Here is an 18,475-nt window from a genome sequence, read left to right as displayed (position 1 = left end):
TGACGGCAAACGGCGGTGAAGGCGGGGCGGCCCGCGGGCGCCGGCCGGCGAGGGAATCGGAAGGAATTCGTATGAGTGGCGCAGCCACCGATATTGCCGTCGTCGGGATGTCGTGCCGCTTCCCCGGGGTGCGCGGTCCGGAGGAGTTCTGGCGCCTGCTGGTCGACGGCGGGTCCACCATCGGGACCTTCCCAGAGCGGCGGGCCGCCGACGTGCGGCGCTCGACCCACCCGGACGCCGCCACGGTGAACGCGGGTTCCTTCCTCGATGCCATCGACGGGTTCGACGCGGAGTTCTTCGGCACGGACGCGGCGGAGGCCACCGCGATGGACCCCGTGCAGCGGCTCGGCCTGGAACTGGCCTGGGAGGCCGTCGAGGACGCCCGGATGCCGGCGGCCGCGCTGGCCGGCCGGGAGATCGACGTCGTGGTCGGCAGCGCGCCCTCCGGCTACGAGGTGCTGCGCAAGCTGTCCGGCGGGGACCGGGACGACCACTACGCCGCGCTCGGGACCGGCGGCGCGTGGATCGCGAACCGGATCTCGACCCTGTTCGACGTGCGCGGGATGAGCCTGTGCGCGGACTCGGGCCAGTCCTCCTCCCTCGTGTCGTTGGCCCTCGCGTGCGACCGGATCCGCGCCGGCGCGGTCGATCTGGCGCTCGCGGGCGGTGTACACCTGATCGCCGACCCGGAGGCGGGCCTGGGCCTGGCGAACCTGGGCGCGTTGTCGCCCGAGGGCCGCTGCTTCCCCTTCGACGAACGCGCCGGTGGCTTCGTCCGGGGCGAGGGCGGGGCCTTCGTCCTGCTCAAGCGGCTCGACCTGGCCGTGGCCGACGGCGATCACATCTACGCGGTGGTGCGCGGCTGGGGGGTGGGCAGCGGCGGTGCGACCAGCCGGATGCCCGATCCCAGCCCGGCCGGGCAGGCGGCGGCGATCCGCACCGCGCTGGAGCGGTCCGGCGTGCCGTTCGACACCGTCGACTACGTCGAGGCGCACGGCACCGGGACGCGCGTCGGCGATCCGGCCGAGGCGGCCGGGCTGCGCGAGGTGTTCCGGGCGACCGGGCGGGATCGCCCCCTGGTGATCGGCTCGGCCAAGGCCAACGTCGGGCACCTGGAACCGGCCGCCGGCATCGTCGGTTTCGTCAAGGCCGCACTGTGCCTGGACCGTGCGCGATTGGTGCCACACCCGAACTTCCGGACGCCCAACCCCGCCATCACGAACTTCCACGAGCACTTCGACGTCCCGGACGCCGCCCGGCCCTGGCCGAGCCCGGCCGACCGGCCGCGACGAGCGGGGGTGTCGGCGTTCGGCCTGGGCGGGACGAACGCGCACGTGATCCTCGAACAGGCACCGGAGGAGCAGGATCGCCCCGGGGTCGTCGACGCGGGGACGATGCCCTGGGTGCTGTCGGCGCGCACCGAGCCCGCCCTGCGCGAGCAGGCGGCACGGCTGCGGGACCGGCTGAGCGCGGACGCGACACCGTCGGCGGCCGACGTGGGCCACTCGCTGGTCTCCACCCGAGCGTCCTTCGCCCACCGGGCGGTGGTCCTGGGCGCCGGCCGCGAGGAGGCCCTGACCGGGCTCGATCTCCTTGCGAGGGGCGGCGATTCGGCCCGTGTGCTGCGCGGGGTCGCGGTGAACCCGCCCGGCCCGATCGTCTTCGTCTTCCCCGGCCAGGGGTCGCAGTGGGCGGGTATGGGCAGGCGGTTGTACGCGGAGTCGGAGGTTTTCGCCCGCTCGATCGACGAGTGCGCGCGGGCCCTGGAACCGTGGCTGGACTGGTCGTTGCCGGACGTGGTCACGGGGATGGACTCGGCGGCGCTGTTGGAGCGCGGCGACGACGTGGTGCAGCCCGCGCTGTTCGCGATGATGGTGTCCCTGGCCCGGGTCTGGCGCTCGCTGGGCGTGGTCCCCGACGTGGTGGTGGGGCACTCCCAGGGGGAGATCGCCGCGGCCTGCGCGTCGGGCGCGCTCTCCCTCGACGACGCGGCCCGCGTGGTCGCGCTGCGCAGCACGGCACTGACCGAACTGGCCGGACTGGGCGGACTGAACGCGGTGTTCGCGCCCCTGGACTGGGTCGAGGAGCGGTTGCGGCCGTGGGCCGGGCGGTTGTGCGTGGGCGCGGTCAACGGGCCGGGCTCGGTGGTGATCTCCGGCGACCTGGAGGCACTGGCGGAGTTCGCCGCGATGGCGGCCGGCGACGGTGTCCGGGTACGCCGGGTCAGGATCGAATACGCGTCGCACTCGCACCAGGTCGAACGTATCCGGGACCGCGTGCTCGCCGCCGCCGAGGGCATCACGCCCAGGGCGTCGGCCGCGGCGTTCCACTCCACGGTCACCGGCGGCCCGCTCGACACCCGCGGGCTGGACGGCGCGTACTGGTACGACAACCTGCGCTCGAAGGTGCGATTCGGCGAGGTGATCGAAGACCTGATGCGCGTGCGCGGCAGCGTGTTCGTGGAGGTCAGCCCGCATCCGGTACTCGCGGTGGCGATGGCCGAGACCGCCGACGCGCTGGCCGCCTCGCCGGTGTTGTCGGGCACCCTGCACCGGGACGACGGGGGCATGGGCCGGGTCCTGGCGGCGTCGGCCGAACTGTACGTGCGCGGCGTGCCGGTGGACTGGACGGCCTGCTTCGCCGCGGCCCGGCCGCGCCGGATCGCTTTGCCGACCTACCCGTTCCAGCGGCGGCGGTACTGGCTGACACCACCCGCCGACACCACCCCGGCGCATGCGAACCCCCGTACAGGGGAGCTCGATTCGGAATCCGCAGTGCGCAAACTCGTGTGCGCCGAGACGGCCGCGCTGCTGAGCACGCCCGACGCGCCCGTCACCGGCGCCGAACTCGCCGCGAGGTCGACCGAGACCTTCAAGGCCCTGGGCTTCGAGTCCTCGATGGCGGTACGGCTGCGCAACCGGCTCACGACGGCGGCCGGTGTACGACTGCCCGCCACCGTCGCGTTCACCTACCCGACCCCACAGGCGCTCGCCCGGCACATCTTTACCCTGCTCGGACCGACGGCCCCCGAAGTCCCGGAAACGGCACCGGAATCGCTGCCGACGCCGACCTCGGCGGCGGCCCCGACCCCGGTGCCGGAGACACCTTCGGAGAGCCGCAGCGACGACGAATTGTACGCATTGATCGACCGCGGATACGTGTAGCGCCACCCGTTCGTCCGAGTAACCGTTGGGGGAGTTCCCGTGGAGGAAGTCGACAAGCTCCGGTCCTACCTGCGCCGTGCCGTCGGCGACGCGCAGGAGTTGCGTGAGCGGGTGCGCGCGTTGGAGGAGTCCGCTCGCGAGCCGGTCGCGGTGGTGGGCATGGGGTGTCGTTTCCCGGGAGGGGCGAACTCCCCCGAAGGGTTGTGGGACGTGGTCTCCGGCGGGGTCGACGCGGTGGGCGACTTCCCGACGGACCGCGGCTGGGACCTGGAGGCGCTGTACGACCCGGACCCGGCGGCGCAGGGCAGGACGTACACCCGCTCGGGCGGATTCCTCCCCGATCTCGCCGAGTTCGACGCGGCGTTCTTCGGGATCAGCCCCCGCGAGGCGCCGGCGATGGATCCGCAGCAGCGGGTGATCCTGGAGACGTCATGGGAGGCGCTGGAGCGGGCCGGGATCGACCCGGTGCGCCTGCGCGGTTCGGCGACCGGGGTGTTCACCGGGATCTACGCGGTCGACTACGGCCCGCGGATGGGCGGCGGGGCCGCCGCCGAGGTGGAGGGCCACTCGATGACCGGGACGTACACCAGTGTGGCCTCGGGCCGGGTGGCGTACGTACTGGGCCTGGAGGGGCCGGCGATCTCGATCGACACCGCGTGCTCGGCGTCGCTCGTCGCCGTGCACCAGGCCGTGCGGTCCCTGCGCGCGGGGGAGTGCACGTTGGCACTTGCCGGCGGGGTGTCGGCGCTGCCGAGCCCCGGGATGTTGGTGGAGGCAGCCCGGCAGCGCGGCCTGGCCGCCGACGGGCGGTGCAAGTCCTTCGCCGAGACGGCCGACGGCACCGGCTGGGGCGAGGGTGCGGGCGTGCTCGTCCTGGAGCGGCTGGCGGACGCGCGGCGCAACGGCCGGCGCGTCCTGGCGGTGATCCGGGGCTCGGCGATCAATCAGGACGGGGCCTCCAACGGGCTGACCGCGCCGAACGAACTGGCGCAGCGACGGGTCATCCGCGCCGCCGTGGCCGACGCCGGGCTCTCGCCCGCCGACGTGGACGCGGTGGAGGCGCACGGAACCGGCACCCGGTTGGGCGACCCCATCGAGGCGGAGGCGCTGCTCGCCACCTACGGACAGGGCCGCGGCGCCGCCGGCCCGCTGTGGCTCGGCTCGCTCAAGTCGAACATCGGCCACACGCAGGCCGCGGCGGGCGTCGGCGGCATGATCAAGATGATCATGGCAATGCGCCACGGGGTGTTGCCGAAGACGCTGCACGTGGACCGGCCGACCCCGCACGTCGACTGGTCGTCCGGCGCGGTGGAACTGTTGACCGAGGCTCGGGAATGGCCCGCCACGCCCGGACGGCCCCGGCGCGCCGGCGTGTCGTCCTTCGGGATCAGCGGTACGAACGCGCACGTCGTGCTCGAAGAGGCACCCGAGGAGTCCGAGGCACCCGAGGCGGCGGAGCCGGCGACCGCGCCGGTTCAGGAACCGCGTCCCGGGGCGGTGCCGTGGGTGGTGTCGGCACGCTCGGCCGAGGCACTGCGGGAGCAGACGCTGCGGTTGCGGGACCGCCTGGCCGCCGACCCCGACCTGCCGCTCGCGGCCGCGGGCCGTGCGCTGGTGACGACACGGTCGTTGTTCGAGCACCGCCGGGTGGTGATCGGCGCCGACCGCGACGAACTTCTCGCCCGCCTGGGCACCGACGTCGGTACGACCAGGAATCCGCCCGGCGTGGTCTCCGGCACCGTCGAGCCCCTCGGCAAGACGGTGTTCGTCTTCCCCGGCCAGGGCTCCCAGTGGGTCGGCATGGGCCGGGAACTCCTCGACACCTCCCCGGTCTTCGCCGAGCGGATGAACGAGTGTGCCCAGGCCCTCGCGCCGTGGGTGCCCTGGTCGCTGATCGACACCGTGCGCGGCGAGCCGGAAGGCGCGGACCTGGAGCGCATCGAGGTCGTGCAACCCGTGTTGTTCGCGGTGATGGTGTCGCTGGCGCGGGTGTGGCGTTCCTTCGGGGTGATTCCCGACGCGGTGATCGGGCACTCCCAGGGCGAGATCGCCGCCGCCTGCGCGGCCGGCGCGCTGACCCTCCGGGAGGCGGCCAGGATCGTGGCCTTGCGCTCGCAACTGCTGGCCACCGCCGACCAGGACGGCGGCATGGCCGGGATCGTGCTGCCCGAACAGCGGGTCCGGGAAATGCTGGAGCGGGTCGGCCCCGGAGTGGTGATCGCCGGCATCAACGGCCCCTACTCGACCACCATCGCGGGCGAGGCCGCGGCGGTCCGGGAGGTGGTCGCGCTCTGCGAGGCCGAGGGCGCCCGCGCCCGGTGGATCCCGGCGAGCGTACCCGGGCACTCGCCCCTGGTGGACCGGTTCGAGGGGCCGCTACGGGACCTCCTGGGCCGGGTCACCTCCGTGTCCTCGCCGGTGGCCTTCCACTCGACGGTCACGGGTGGGCCGCTCGACACGGCGGGACTGGACGGCGCCTACTGGTTCCGCAACATGCGCGAGCCGGTGCAGTTCGAGGCCGCCATGCGCAGCCTCCTCGACACCGAGCACGGCGCGTTCATCGAGATGAGTCCGCACCCGCTGCTCACGATCAACATCCGCGACATGCTCGACAACACCCCCGGCGCCGGCGGGGTGGTGGTGGGCTCGCTGCGCCGCGGCGACGGAGGCCCGGCCCGGTTGTACCGGTCGATGGCCGAGGCGTTCGTGGCGGGCGTTCCGGTGTCGTGGGAGGCGGTGTTCCCGGGCGGCGACGGGCCTGCGGTCGAGTTGCCCACGTACGCCTTCCAACGGGAGCGCTACTGGCTGGACCTGCCCGTGGAGGGTGCCTCCGCGAGCAGCTCGGACCACCCCCTGCTCGACGCCGTGATCGACCTGCCCGACGACGGCGAACGCGGCGGACTGGTGGGCAGCGGGCGGTTGTCCGTGCGTCGCCGGCCGTGGCTGGCCGACCACGTGGTGCACGGCGCGGTACTGGTGCCGGGAACGGCGCTGGTCGAATTGGCGGCGTGGGCGGCGCACAAGGTGGGTTGCGACGTCGTCGACGAACTCACCCTGGAGACACCGCTGGTGTTGTCCCGCACGGCCGAGCGGGAGATCCGCGTGGTGATCGACGGCAAGCGCATGCTCGCCGTGCACTCCAAGGGCCCGGGCGAGCCCGAGTGGACACGCAACGCCGTCGGGTCCGTCGGAGGCGACACCGGAGCCGGCCGGCGCGAGCCCGACCTCGCGGCGTGGCCGCCGCCGGGCGCGGTCGAGGTGCCCGTCGAGGACGCGTACGCCGGATCGGCCGCGCTCGGGTTCGACCACGGGCCGCTGTACCGCGGCCTGAAGCGGGTCTGGCGCAGTGGTGAAGTCCTCTTCGCCGAAGTCGAGTTGCCCGCAGCCGACGGTGCGGACCGGGGCCGGTTCCGGATCCACCCGGCGCTGCTGCATGCCGCGCTGCTGCCGATCGGCCCGGGAGACGGCGACGAGGGCCGGCTGCCGCATCGCTGGACGGGCATCCGGCTGACCTCCGCCGCGCCCACCGTGCTGCGCGTACGGCTGGCACCCACCGGCGAGGGCGCCCGGTCCGTGGCCGTCGCGGACCGCCACGGAGCCCCCGTCGGCGGTGTCGAGTCGCTGACGCTGCGACCCGTCGACGTCGCGGAACTGACCGAACTGGGCTTCGACCGAAGCGACTCGCTGTTCCGGGTGGACTGGGTCCCGCTCACGGCCCCGTCCGGGCCGGCCGCGGGCCGGTTCGCCGTGGCGGGGCCGCCCGACGAACTCACCGCGTCCCTTGGGGCGCGCGGGTCCCTCGTCGCCGACCTCGACGAACTCGCCGCCTCCGAAGGACCGATTCCCCCGATCGTGGTGACCACCATCGAGCGTACCGACGCGGGCGTCGGCAACACCCCTGCCCTGGTCGAGCGCAACCTGCACCGAGTGCTGCGGTGGACCCAACGCTGGCTCGCCGAGGACCGGTTCGCCGACTCGCGGTTGGTCATCGTGACGCGGGATGCGCTCGCCGACGGCCCGGCCGACCACACCGACCCCGTCGCGGCCGCGATCTGGGGATTCGTACGCACCGCGCAGACCGAGAACCCGGGCCGCTTCACACTCGTGGACACGGACGACCGCCCCGACTCGTGGGCGCGCGTGCCGACGGTGGCCGAGACCGGGGAAGCCCAGCTCAGGATCCGGGCGGGCGTGGTGACCACCCCGCAACTGGCCCACGTGCCGGCCCTTTCCACCGAGCACCGGGCCCGCGGCCTGGGCTCCGGGACGGTGCTGATCACGGGCGGGGTCGGCGGCCTGGGCGCGACATTGGCCCGGCACCTCGTGCAGCGGCACGGGGTGCGCCGGTTGTTGCTGGCCGGCAGGCGCGGGCCGACGGCTCCGGCCGCTGCCGCACTGCGGCAGGAGTTGATCGAGGCGGGAGCCGAGGTCGAGATCGTCGCCTGCGACGTCACGAGCCGCGAATCCGTCGCGGCGCTGATCGCCGGCGTGCCGGCGGAGCACCCGTTGACGGCGGTGATCCACTGCGCGGCCGTGCTTGCCGACGGGGTCGTCGAGACACTGACCGAGGAGCGGGTGGACACGGTCCTCGCACCGAAGGTGCGCGGCGCCTGGTATCTGCATGAACTCACCAGGCACCTGGACCTGTCCGCGTTCGTCTTGTTCTCCTCGATCGCGGGCGTGCTCGGTACGGCGGGGCAGGCCAACTACGCGGCGGCGAACGCGTTCCTGAACGGCCTGGCCGAGGCCCGTCGGGCCCAGGGGCTCGCGGCCGGGTCGCTGTGCTGGGGCTACTGGGCGCAACGCACCGAGGCGGGAGCGGACATCGGCGAGTCGGACATCGCGCGCCTGCGCCGACAGGGGGTGCGGCCGATGGCCACACACGAGGGACTGGCGCTGTTCGACGCCGCGATCGCACGGGACGAGCCGGTGCTGGTGCCGGTGCGGCTGGGCCTGCCGGCGCCGGGCGCGCCGAGTGCCGGGCAGGTGTTGTCGCCGCTCCTGCGCGCGCTGGTCGCGGCGCCCGCCGGTCCCGGTGGTTCGAGCCCTGTCGCTGCGGAGACCGCCGACATCGCACTCGCGCAGCGGATCGCCTCGCTGCCCGCGGCCGACGCGCAGGCGCTGCTGCTCGACGCCGTGCGCACGCAGACCGCGAGTGTGCTCGGCCTCGCCGACACCGCGCGGGTCGGCCCCGCCTCGGCGTTCAAGGACCTCGGGGTCGACTCGCTCATGGCGCTGGAGTTGCGGAACAGGCTGACGGCGGTGACCGGGCTGAAGTTGTCCGCCACGCTCGCGTTCGACTACCCGAACCCGGCCGCCCTCGCGGGATTCCTGTACGCGGGCATCAACCCCGACTCCGTCGCCGACCCGCTGTCCCCGACCGATCGCCTGACCCAGGAAATCGAGGGATTGGGCGCCCGGCTGGAGGACACGTTCCGCGACCTCGCCGCGGCGGACAAGGCCACCATCACCACGCTGCTCGGCGAACTGCAGGGCCGCGCACGGGCCCTGGCCGGCGACGGAGCGCCGGTCGGGATCGCCGACCGGATCAGTGCGGCATCGGCCGGCGAACTGCTTTCGCTGCTGGACAAAGAGCTCGGCTAGGGGAGAGCGATGACAAACGACAACAACGCCGATGTGCTCGACTACCTCAAGCGGACGTCGATCGAACTGCTCGACACCCGTCGGCGTCTGAACGAGCTGACGGAGGCCGCCGCCGAGCCCGTCGCCGTCGTGGGCATCGCCTGCCGCTACCCGGGCGGGGTGAACTCGCCCGAGACGTTGTGGGACCTGGTGCGGGAGGGTCGGGACGCGGTGTCGGACTTTCCCGACGACCGCCACTGGGACCTGGACCGGCTCTACGACCCGGATCCGGACCGGCCGAACACCTGCAACACGCGCGCGGGCGGATTCCTGTACGACGCGGGCGACTTCGACGCGGAGTTTTTCGGGATCAACCCGCGCGAGGCGTTGGCCGCCGACCCGCAGCACCGGTTGTTGCTGGAGTCCGCGTGGGAGTCGCTGGAACGGGCCGGCATCGACCCGCACACCCTGCGCGGCAGCGCCACCGGCGTGTTCGCCGGTCTGGCCTACTTCGGCTACGGCAACCACTTCTCCACCCCCGAGGTCATCTCCGGCTACGGGCAGACCGGTTCGCTGCTGAGCGTGGCGTCCGGGCGGGTGGCGTACGCGCTGGGCCTGGAGGGTCCGGCGATATCCACCGACACCGCGTGCTCGTCGTCCCTGGTGGCGGTGCACCAGGCGGTGCAGTCGCTGCGGCAGGGCGAGTGCGGGCTGGCCCTGGCCGGGGGCGTCACCGTGATGGGGACCACACAGGTGTTCCGGGAGATGGCGCGCCAGCGCGGACTGGCCGTGGACGGCCGATGCAAGGCGTTCGCGGACGCCGCCGACGGCACCGGATTCGCCGAGGGCGTCGGGGTGCTGGTGTTGGAGCGGCTGTCCGACGCGCGACGCAACGGGCGGCGGATCCTGGCGGTGATCCGGGGCTCGGCGATCAACCAGGACGGTGCATCCAACGGGCTGACCGCGCCGAACGGTCCCGCCCAGCAGCGGGTGATCCGAGCCGCGTTGGCGAACGCCCGGGTGCAGGCGGGCGACGTGGACGTGATGGAGGCGCACGGGACCGGCACCACGCTGGGCGATCCGATCGAGGCACAGGCACTGCTGGCCACCTACGGCCGCGACCGCGACCCCGAGAACCCGTTGTGGCTGGGCTCGTTGAAGTCGAACATCAGCCACACGCAGGCGGCGGCGGGCGTCGGCGGCATGATCAAGATGATCATGGCGATGCGGCACGGGCTCATGCCCAGGACACTGCACGTGGATCGGCCGTCGACGCACGTGGACTGGTCGGCCGGGGCGGTGGAACTGCTCACCGAGGCGAGGCCCTGGCCGAGCGCCCCCGGACGACCCCGGCGGGCGGCCGTGTCCGCCTTCGGGGCCAGCGGCACCAATGCGCACGTGATCCTGGAGGAGGCGCCCGAGGAGGTCGCGTCCGAGGAGGGGGCGCCGGAGAGCGCGGATCACCCCGTCGAGGTGATCCCGTGGGTGGTGTCCGCACGCTCCGAGGCGGCGCTGCGGGCCCAGGCGGAGCGGTTGCGCGAGTTCGCGGACGCCGAACCGGACGCGCATGTCATGGACATCGCCCGGTCGTTGGTGGCGAGCCGGTCACGGTTCGAGCACCGCGCGGTGGTGCTGGGCCGGGACCGGGACGAGTTGCTGAGCGGTCTGACGGCGCTGGGCGAGGGCGCCGATTCCGCGCGATTGGTGCGTAGCGTAGTCGGTGAACTCGGCGGTACGGTCTTCATGTTCCCGGGGCAGGGCTCTCCATGGGCCGGTGTGGCCCGGGAGTTGTACGACACATTCCCGGTCTTCGCACGCAGCCTCGACGAGGTCTGCGCGCGCTTCGACACCCACCTTCCCTTCGCGCTGAAGGCCCTGCTGCTCGCCGAGGCGCCCGAGGAGGCCCGAGCGCAGCGCACCGACGTGGCGCAACCCGCGCTGTTCGCGCTCCAGGTCGCGCTGTACCGGCTGCTGACCGGGTTCTGCGGGGAGCCGAACCATCTGATCGGCCACTCCGTCGGCGAGATCGCCGCCGCGCACGTGTCCGGCGTTCTGGACCTGGACGGCGCGACCAGGCTCGTGGCCGCGCGCGGCCGGCTCATGCAGACGGTCACCGAGCGCGGCGCCATGCTGGCGGTACGCGCCTCGGAGGACGCCGTGGACGCGCTGCTCGACGGATACGACCACCTCGGCATCGCGGCCGTCAACGGCCCGGAGTCGGTGGTGGTCTCCGGCGCCCGCGAGCAGGTCGTCGAACTGCGGGACCGGCTGGTCGCCGAGGGCGGTTCGGCCAAACTGCTCGACGTCGACCACGCGTTCCACTCGCCGCTGATGGATCCGATCCTGGACGAGTTCGCCGCGTCGATCGGCGAACTCCCGGCGGGACGCCTGGCGATCCCGATCGTCTCCACCAGGACGGGCCGCGAGAGCACGGTGGAGGAACTGACGTCCGTCGCGCACTGGGTACGGCACGTCCGCGAACCCGTTCGTTTCTTCACCGCCGTGGAGAACGCCCGGGCGGCCGGCACGAGCGTCTTCTACGAAATGGGCCCGGGTTCGGCCCTCACGAGCATCGCCAAGGAGGCGTTCGCCGCCGTCGGCGTGACCGACGCGGTGGCCCTGTCGGCGTCGCGGCGCAACCGCGGGCCGGTGTCCACCCTGATCGGCTCGCTGGCCCAACTGCACGTCCGCGGCGGCGCCGTGGACTGGGCGGCCCTGCTCGGCGCCGCACGGCGGCCGGTGGACCTGCCGACGTACGCGTTCCAACGGCGGCGCTACTGGCTGGACTTCCGGGCCGGGACCGGCACCGCGGACGTGGCCTCCGCCGGTCTCTCGGCCGCCGAACACCCACTGCTCGGCGCGGTGGTGGAGCACCCCGGTACCGACGAGGTGGTGTTCACCGACCGATGGTCGCTGCGCACCCACGAATGGCTCGCCGACCATGCGGTGTTCGGCGCGGTCGTGGTACCGGCGACCGCGTACCTGGATCTGGCCCTGTGGGTGGGCGACTTCGTCGGATGCACCACGATCGGGGAACTCTCCCTGGAGGTACCCCTGATCGTCCCCGACACGGGCGAGGTGCGAATCCGGGTCGTGGTCGGTGCGGCGGACGAGAGCGGACGCCGCACGCTGGACGTGTACTCCGGCCCCGACGACGACGAGGACCGCGCCGCCGGCGGGTGGACCCGGCACGCGACGGGGAGCCTGGCACCGGGCGGCGCGCGAGCCGAGCACGCGTCCGCGCCGGCCGCGTGGCCGCCGGCCGGGGCGGAACAGGTCGACATCGGTGCCCTGTACGACTCCTTCGCGGACGCGGGCTTCGACTACGGGCCGGTGTTTCGCGGGCTGCGCGAGGTGTGGCGGCTCGGCGACGACCTGTTCGCCACGGCCACGCTGCCGACGGATGACGACGGTTCGGCCGCCGGGTTCGCCCTGCATCCGGCGCTGTTGGATGCCGCGCTGCACGCGGTGGTCGCCGGCGGGGTCGTCGAGATCGGCGCCGACCAGGGCTGGATGCCCTTCTCGTGGTCCGGGGTGGAGCGGTTCGCGCAGTGCGGTTCGACCGTGCGGATCCGCCTCTCGCCGGCCGCCGACCCGGCGGCCGGCGACCGGGCCGTGTCGGTGGCGATCGCCGACGAGCGGGGCCGCCCGGTCGCGCACGTCGGGGCGCTGACGTTCCGACCGGCGAGCGCCGAACACCTGCGCGCGGCGCGCGGCGAGCGGTCGTTGTACGAACTCGCCTGGCGCCCGGTTCGCGCGGTCGAGCCGGCGACACCCCCCGGGCGGTGGGCCGTGCTCGGCTCGCCCACCCGACTCGGCGAACCGGCGGACGAGGGCGTCGTGTTCCACGCGAGCCTCGACGAACTCCTCGCGGGGGAGGCGCCGCGACACATCGTGCTGTGCCCGGACGACGTCGCCGCGTCCGAGACCGACCTGTTCGCCTCCGTCGCCGACACGGACACCCGCGTCCTGGAGTGCGTGCAACGGTTCCTCGCCGAGGACACGCTCACCGAATCCACGCTGGTCGTGCTCACCCGGCTGGCCGTGGACACCGGCGGCGGGGAGCGGGTGGACAGCCTGCCCGGCGCGTCCGTCTGGGGCCTGATCCGGTCCGCCCAGACCGAACACCCGGGCAGGTTCCGACTGGTGGACGTCGAGGACGTGGCCGCCGCATGGCCCCGCATCCCCGAAGCGCTCACCCTCGACGAGGAGCAACTGGCCCTGCGCGGCGACGCCTACCTGGTGCCGCGCCTGACCGCCGCCGCCCCCGCGGACAACCGGATCGAGCCGCCCGCGGTCGGCGCGTTTCGGCTGGGCATCCCCACCAAGGGCACGTTGGAGAACCTGACCTGGATTCCCTGCCCCGAGGTGGAGGCGCCGCTGACGAGCGGTCAGGTCCGGATCGCCGTGCAGGCCGCCGGCCTCAACTTCCGCGACGTCACGATCGCCCTGGGACTGGTCGAGCGCACCGCACTGGACGCCGGAATCGGCGGCGAGGGCGCCGGAACCGTCCTGGAGGTGGCCGACGACGTCACCGAACTCGCCCCGGGCGACCGGGTGATGGGCATCTTCTCCGGCGCCTTCGGCCGCATCGCGGTGGCGGACCACCGCCTGCTCATGCCCATCCCCGACGGGTGGACCTACACCGAGGCGGCATCCGTACCGGGCGCCTATCTCACCGCCTACTACGCCCTGTTCCACGTGACCAATCTCGAAAAGGGCCAACGGATCCTGATCCACGCCGCGGCCGGCGGCGTCGGGATGGCCGCCGTACAACTGGCCAAGCACGTCGGCGCCGAGATCTACGGCACCGCGAGTCCGGCCAAGTGGCCCACCCTGCGCGCCCTCGGGCTCGACGACGCGCACCTGGCCTCGTCGCGGAACCTGGAGTTCGCCGACACCTTCCTGGCCTCCTCCGGAGGTCGCGGCGTGGACGTCGTGCTCAACTCCCTGGCACACGACTTCGTCGACGCCTCGCTGCGCCTGCTGCCCGAGGGCGGCAGCTTCGTCGAGATGGGCAAGACCGACATCCGCGATCCGCACCACGTGGCGGCCGGGCAACCGGGCGTCGACTACGCGGCGTTCGACCTCTACGAGGCCGGCCCCGAGGTCATCCACGAGGTGTTCCGCGCGGTCATGGAACTGTTCGCCGACGGGCGCGTGCAGCTGAACCCGATCGCCGTACGCAACATCCGCGACGCGCGCGGGGCGTTTCGTGAGATGAGCCAGGGCCGACACATCGGCAAGATCATCTTCGACATGGGCAGCGGCTTCGGCGGCGGAACCGTCCTGGTCACCGGCGCCACCGGCGGCGTCGGCTCGCTCGTGGCACGCCACCTCGTCGCCGAACACGGCGTACGCAGCCTGGTCTTGGCGAGCCGGCGGGGCCCGGCTGCCGACGGCGCCGCCGAACTCGTCGCGGACTTGGAGGCGGCCGGCGCCCTCGTCCGGGTCACGGCCTGCGACGTTGCGGACCGGGCCGCCGTAGCGGACCTGCTCGCCGAGATGCCGCCCGGATACCCGCTGACCGCCGTCGTGCACGCGGCGGGCGTACTCGCCGACGGCACTCTCGAAGCGCAGACCGCACAGAGCCTGGACCGCGCCCTGCGGGCCAAGGCCGGCGGTGCGATCAACCTGCACGAACTGACGCGCGAACACACCCTGTCCGCGTTCGTGCTCTTCTCCGCGCTCGCCGGCACGCTCGGCACCGGCGGCCAGGCCAACTACGCCGCCGCGAACGGCTTCCTGGACGGCCTCGCGGCGCAGCGCAGGGCGTCCGGCCGGGTCGGCACGTCCCTGTGCTGGGGCTGGTGGGAACAGCGCAGCGGGATGACCGAGAACCTGGACGAGGTCGACCTGCGGCGCATCCGCCGCCTCGGCATCGCCGAGATGCCCGGCGCCGAGGCACTGGGCCTGTTCGACGCCGCGTGCACGATCGACAAGCCCGTCCTGATCCCGGCCCGACTGGACCTCACCGCGCTGCGCAGCCGGGCCGCCGACGACCTCCCGCTGCTCCTGCGCGACCTCGTCACCGCCGGCCGCCCCGCCCGCACCCGCGCGAGCACCGCCGCCGGCTCCCTCGGCCTGCCCGCCCGCCTGGCCGGGCTGTCCGAGAGCGAGGGGGAGGCGACCGTGCTCGACTGGGTCCGCGACCAGGTCGCCGTCGTCCTCGGACACCCCGCCGGCACGACCGTCGACGCCGACCAGGCGTTCACCCACCTCGGCTTCGACTCGCTCACCTCGGTCGAACTGTGCAACCGCCTGGCCTCCTCGACCGGGCTGCGCCTGGCATCCACCCTCGTCTTCAGCTACCCGACCCCCCGCGAGCTGGGGCAGCACGTCTTCGACCTGCTGCGCCCCGCGGAGCGCACGAGTGCGGACGGGGACGACGACGCGCGGATCCGCGAGGTGCTGCGCGGCATCCCGATCGACCGACTGCGCGACGCGGGCCTGCTGGAGCAGATCCTGGCGTGCGCCGCCGCGCCGTCGCAACCCGACGCCGGATCGCCCGACGCGGACGCCGACACGGACGAACTGGCGGCGCTGGACCTGGAAGCACTCGTCGACCTGGCTCTGGCCGAGAAGGGCAAGTGACCATGAACACCTCCGCGAACAACGCCGCGGAACGGCCGGCGGCCGGCGGGGACCGGGTCGCCCAGGCGCTCCGCACCCTCCTGGAGGAGCGCGACCGGCTGCGCCAGGAAAACGACGCGCTCAAGGCCGCCAGGGTCGAACCGATCGCCGTGGTGGCGATGGCCTGCCGCTACCCCGGAGGGGTGTCCTCACCCGAGCAGCTGTGGGACATGGTCCGCGACGGGGTCGACGCGATCGACGAGTTCCCGGCGGACCGGGGCTGGCGGGACCTGTACGACGAGGACCCCGACACGCTCGGCAGCTCCTACGTACGGCACGGCGGATTCCTCGCCGACGCCGCCGACTTCGATCCGGAGTTCTTCGGGATCAGCCCGCGCGAGGCGTTGGCGATCGACCCGCAGCAGCGCCTGCTGCTACAGACCTCGTGGGAGGTCCTGGAGCGGGCCGGCATCGTGCCCGCCGACGTGCGCGGCAGCGACATCGGCGTATTCACCGGGGTGGCCTCGTCCGAGTACGGACTGCGCTTCCTGGAGGGCAGCGCGGGCGAGCTGGAGGGCTACCTGCTGCACGGAAGCGCGCTGAGCGTGGCGTCCGGCCGGGTGGCGTACGAACTGGGGCTGACCGGGGCGGCGGTGTCCGTGGACACGGCGTGCTCGTCGTCGCTGGTGGCCCTGCACCTGGCCATCCAGTCGTTGCGCTCGGGGGAGTGCTCGCTGGCGCTGGCGGGCGGGGTGTCGGTGATGGCCACGCCCGCGATCTTCGTGGAGTTCTCCCGGCAGCGCGGCCTGTCGGCAGACGGCCGGTGCAAGTCGTTCGCGGACACCGCCGACGGGACCGGCTGGGCGGAGGGCGCGGGTGTCCTGCTCCTGGAGCGGTTGTCCGACGCCCGCCGCAACGGCCACCCGGTGCTCGCCGTCGTGCGCGGCTCCGCGGTCAACCAGGACGGGGCCAGCAACGGGCTGACCGCGCCCAACGGCCGGGCCCAGGAGCGGGTGATCCGGCAGGCGCTGGCCAACGCCGGGGTGGAGGCCGCCGACGTGGACGCGGTCGAGGCACACGGCACGGGCACCGTGCTGGGGGACCCGATCGAGGCGGGCGCGCTGTTCGCGACGTACGGGCGGGACCGGGCCGAGGGCCGGCCGCTGCGCCTCGGCTCGATGAAGTCCAACATCGGGCACGCGCAGGCCGCCGCCGGGGTGGCCGGGGTGATCAAGATGGTGATGGCCCTGCGGCACGGCTACCTGCCCAGGACGCTGCACGTGGACACCCCCTCACGGCACGTCGACTGGTCCTCCGGCGCGATCGAACTGCTGGCGGAGGGGCGCGAATGGCCCCGGGCGGGCGGTCCCCGGCGGGCCGCGGTGTCGTCGTTCGGCGTAAGCGGGACCAACGCGCACGTGATCCTGGAGGAGGTACCGGAGCCGGAGGACGAGCGGCCCGGCCCGGCCGCGGGCGTCGTCGGCGGGTTGGTGCCGTGGGTGTTGTCGGGCAAGAGCGCCGCGGCCGTGGAGCGACAGGCGGGCCGACTGCACGAGTTCGTCGCCGCCGACCCGGACGCGGACGTCGCCGATCTCGGCTGGTCGCTGGTGTCGAGCCGGTCGCGGTTCGACCATCGTGCGGTCGTCCTGGGCCACGACCGGGACGAACTGCTCGCCGCGCTCGCGGCGTTGCGCGACGGTACCGAGTCGGCCGAGGTGGTGCGCGGTGTCGCCGGGAACCTCGGCGGGGTCGTCTTCATGTTCCCCGGGCAGGGATCCCAGTGGGTCGGCATGGGCCGGCAACTCTACGACGCCTTCCCGGTGTTCGCGCGCACCCTCGACGAGTGTGGGGCGGCGCTGGCCGAGTGGACCGACTGGTCGCTGCTCGACGTGGTGCGCGGCGCGCCCGGGGCGCCGACGCTGGACCGGGTGGACGTGGTCCAGCCGACGCTGTTCTCGGTGATGGTGTCCATGGCCGCGCTGTGGCGGTCCTGGGGCGTGGAGCCGGCCGCGGTGGTCGGGCACAGTCAGGGTGAGATCGCCGCCGCCCACGTGTGCGGCGCGCTGTCGTTGCGCGACGCCGCCAAGGTGGTGGCACTGCGCAGCAAGGCCCTGGTGGACCTGATCGGTCACGGCGGGATGGCCTCGGTGGCGGAATCCGCGGATCTCGTCGCGGCCCGGCTGTCCCCGTGGCAGGACCGGGTGAGCATCGCCGTAGTCAACGGACCCCGCTCGGTGGTGGTTTCCGGGGAACCGGACGCGCTCGACGAATTCGTCGAGAAGATGAAGGCGGAAGGTGCCCAGGCGCGGCGGATATCGGTCGACTACGCCTCGCATTCCCACCAGGTGACCCGAGTCCGCGAACAGGTGATCGCACCCCTCGCCGATCTGGAACCGATAACCTCGACACTGCCCTTCTACTCGACGCTGTACGGCGAGACGATCGACACCGCGAAACTGAACGGCGAATACTGGTACACCAATCTTCGGGAGAAGGTTCGCTTCGAATCCTCGATCCGGCGATCGGTCGACGACGGATTCCGGACCTTCATCGAGATGAGCCCGCACCCCGTATTGACCGTCCCCGTCCAGGAGATCGTCGAGGACGTGGACGACGCGGTGGTCCTGTCCTCGTCCCGCCGAGACCGGGGCGAGGCGGAGGCTGTGCTCGGCTCGCTGGCCCACCTCCACACCCGCGGCGGCACGGTGGACTGGGACGCCCTGTTCGGCGCGCGCCGCCGGGTCGACCTGCCCACGTACGCCTTCCAGCGGCAGCGCTACTGGCTCAACTCCGCGCACACCGCGCCGACGGCGGAGCTGCCCGCGACCGAGGCCCCCTCGGACGAGGAGCAGGCCGTCGCGCTCGCGGACGTGCTGCCCACTCTGTCCGCCGACGAAGCGGCGGCATTCGTCCTGGACCACGTCCTGACCAGGGTCGCCGTGGTGCTCGGGCACGCCTCGGGTACGACGGTCGACCCGGACCGGGAGTTCAGGGAGCTCGGCTTCGACTCGCTGCTCTCGGTGGAACTGAGCAAACGCCTCGCCGCGACGACCGGCCTCAAACTCAGGGCCAACCTGGCGCTGCGGCACCCGTCGCCACGACAGGTCGCGGCGCACATCCTGTCGTCGATGGGCGGGCGCGCGGCGTAGCGTCGC

Annotated in this window: 4 protein-coding genes; all 4 read left to right on the top strand. The window is 73.2% G+C overall.

The genetic code is table 11. From position 1 onward, the window contains the following. The first annotated feature begins 71 nt into the window (after positions 1–71). Genes ACFXKZ_RS08225 through ACFXKZ_RS08210 form a run of 4 tightly spaced genes read left to right on the top strand, consistent with a single transcriptional unit; the run spans position 72 to position 18,469 of the window. Positions 72–3,164 (top strand): type I polyketide synthase, encoded by a 3,093-nt coding sequence (locus tag ACFXKZ_RS08225; RefSeq protein ID WP_379997752.1) that lies wholly within the window; start codon positions 72–74, stop codon positions 3,162–3,164. A 39-nt stretch (positions 3,165–3,203) separates the two neighbouring features. Then, positions 3,204–8,768, top strand: a complete 5,565-nt coding sequence (locus tag ACFXKZ_RS08220; protein ID WP_379997750.1) for an SDR family NAD(P)-dependent oxidoreductase — start codon at positions 3,204–3,206, stop codon at positions 8,766–8,768. 9 nt (positions 8,769–8,777) lie between these two features. Continuing rightward, positions 8,778–15,341, top strand: coding sequence for a type I polyketide synthase (locus tag ACFXKZ_RS08215; protein ID WP_379997748.1), 6,564 nt, complete (start codon positions 8,778–8,780; stop codon positions 15,339–15,341). Between the two features lie 2 nt (positions 15,342–15,343). Then, positions 15,344–18,469, top strand: coding sequence for a type I polyketide synthase (locus tag ACFXKZ_RS08210; protein WP_379997746.1), 3,126 nt, complete (start codon positions 15,344–15,346; stop codon positions 18,467–18,469). Positions 18,470–18,475: the final 6 nt, after the last annotated feature.

The sequence above is a fragment of the Embleya sp. NPDC059237 genome (assembly GCF_042754105.1).
GTDB lineage: Bacteria > Actinomycetota > Actinomycetes > Streptomycetales > Streptomycetaceae > Embleya.
The sequence above is the reverse complement of the archived record's forward strand: the minus strand, read 5'-3'. Positions and strand labels throughout refer to the sequence as shown.

Bases quoted from the DNA above. Each gene is read 5' to 3' on its own strand.
- ACFXKZ_RS08210 (WP_379997746.1), top strand. From the start codon at position 15,344: ATGAACACCTCCGCGAACAACGCCGCGGAACGGCCGGCGGCCGGCGGG.
- ACFXKZ_RS08215 (WP_379997748.1), top strand. From the start codon at position 8,778: ATGACAAACGACAACAACGCCGATGTGCTCGACTACCTCAAGCGGACG.
- ACFXKZ_RS08225 (WP_379997752.1), top strand. From the start codon at position 72: ATGAGTGGCGCAGCCACCGATATTGCCGTCGTCGGGATGTCGTGCCGC.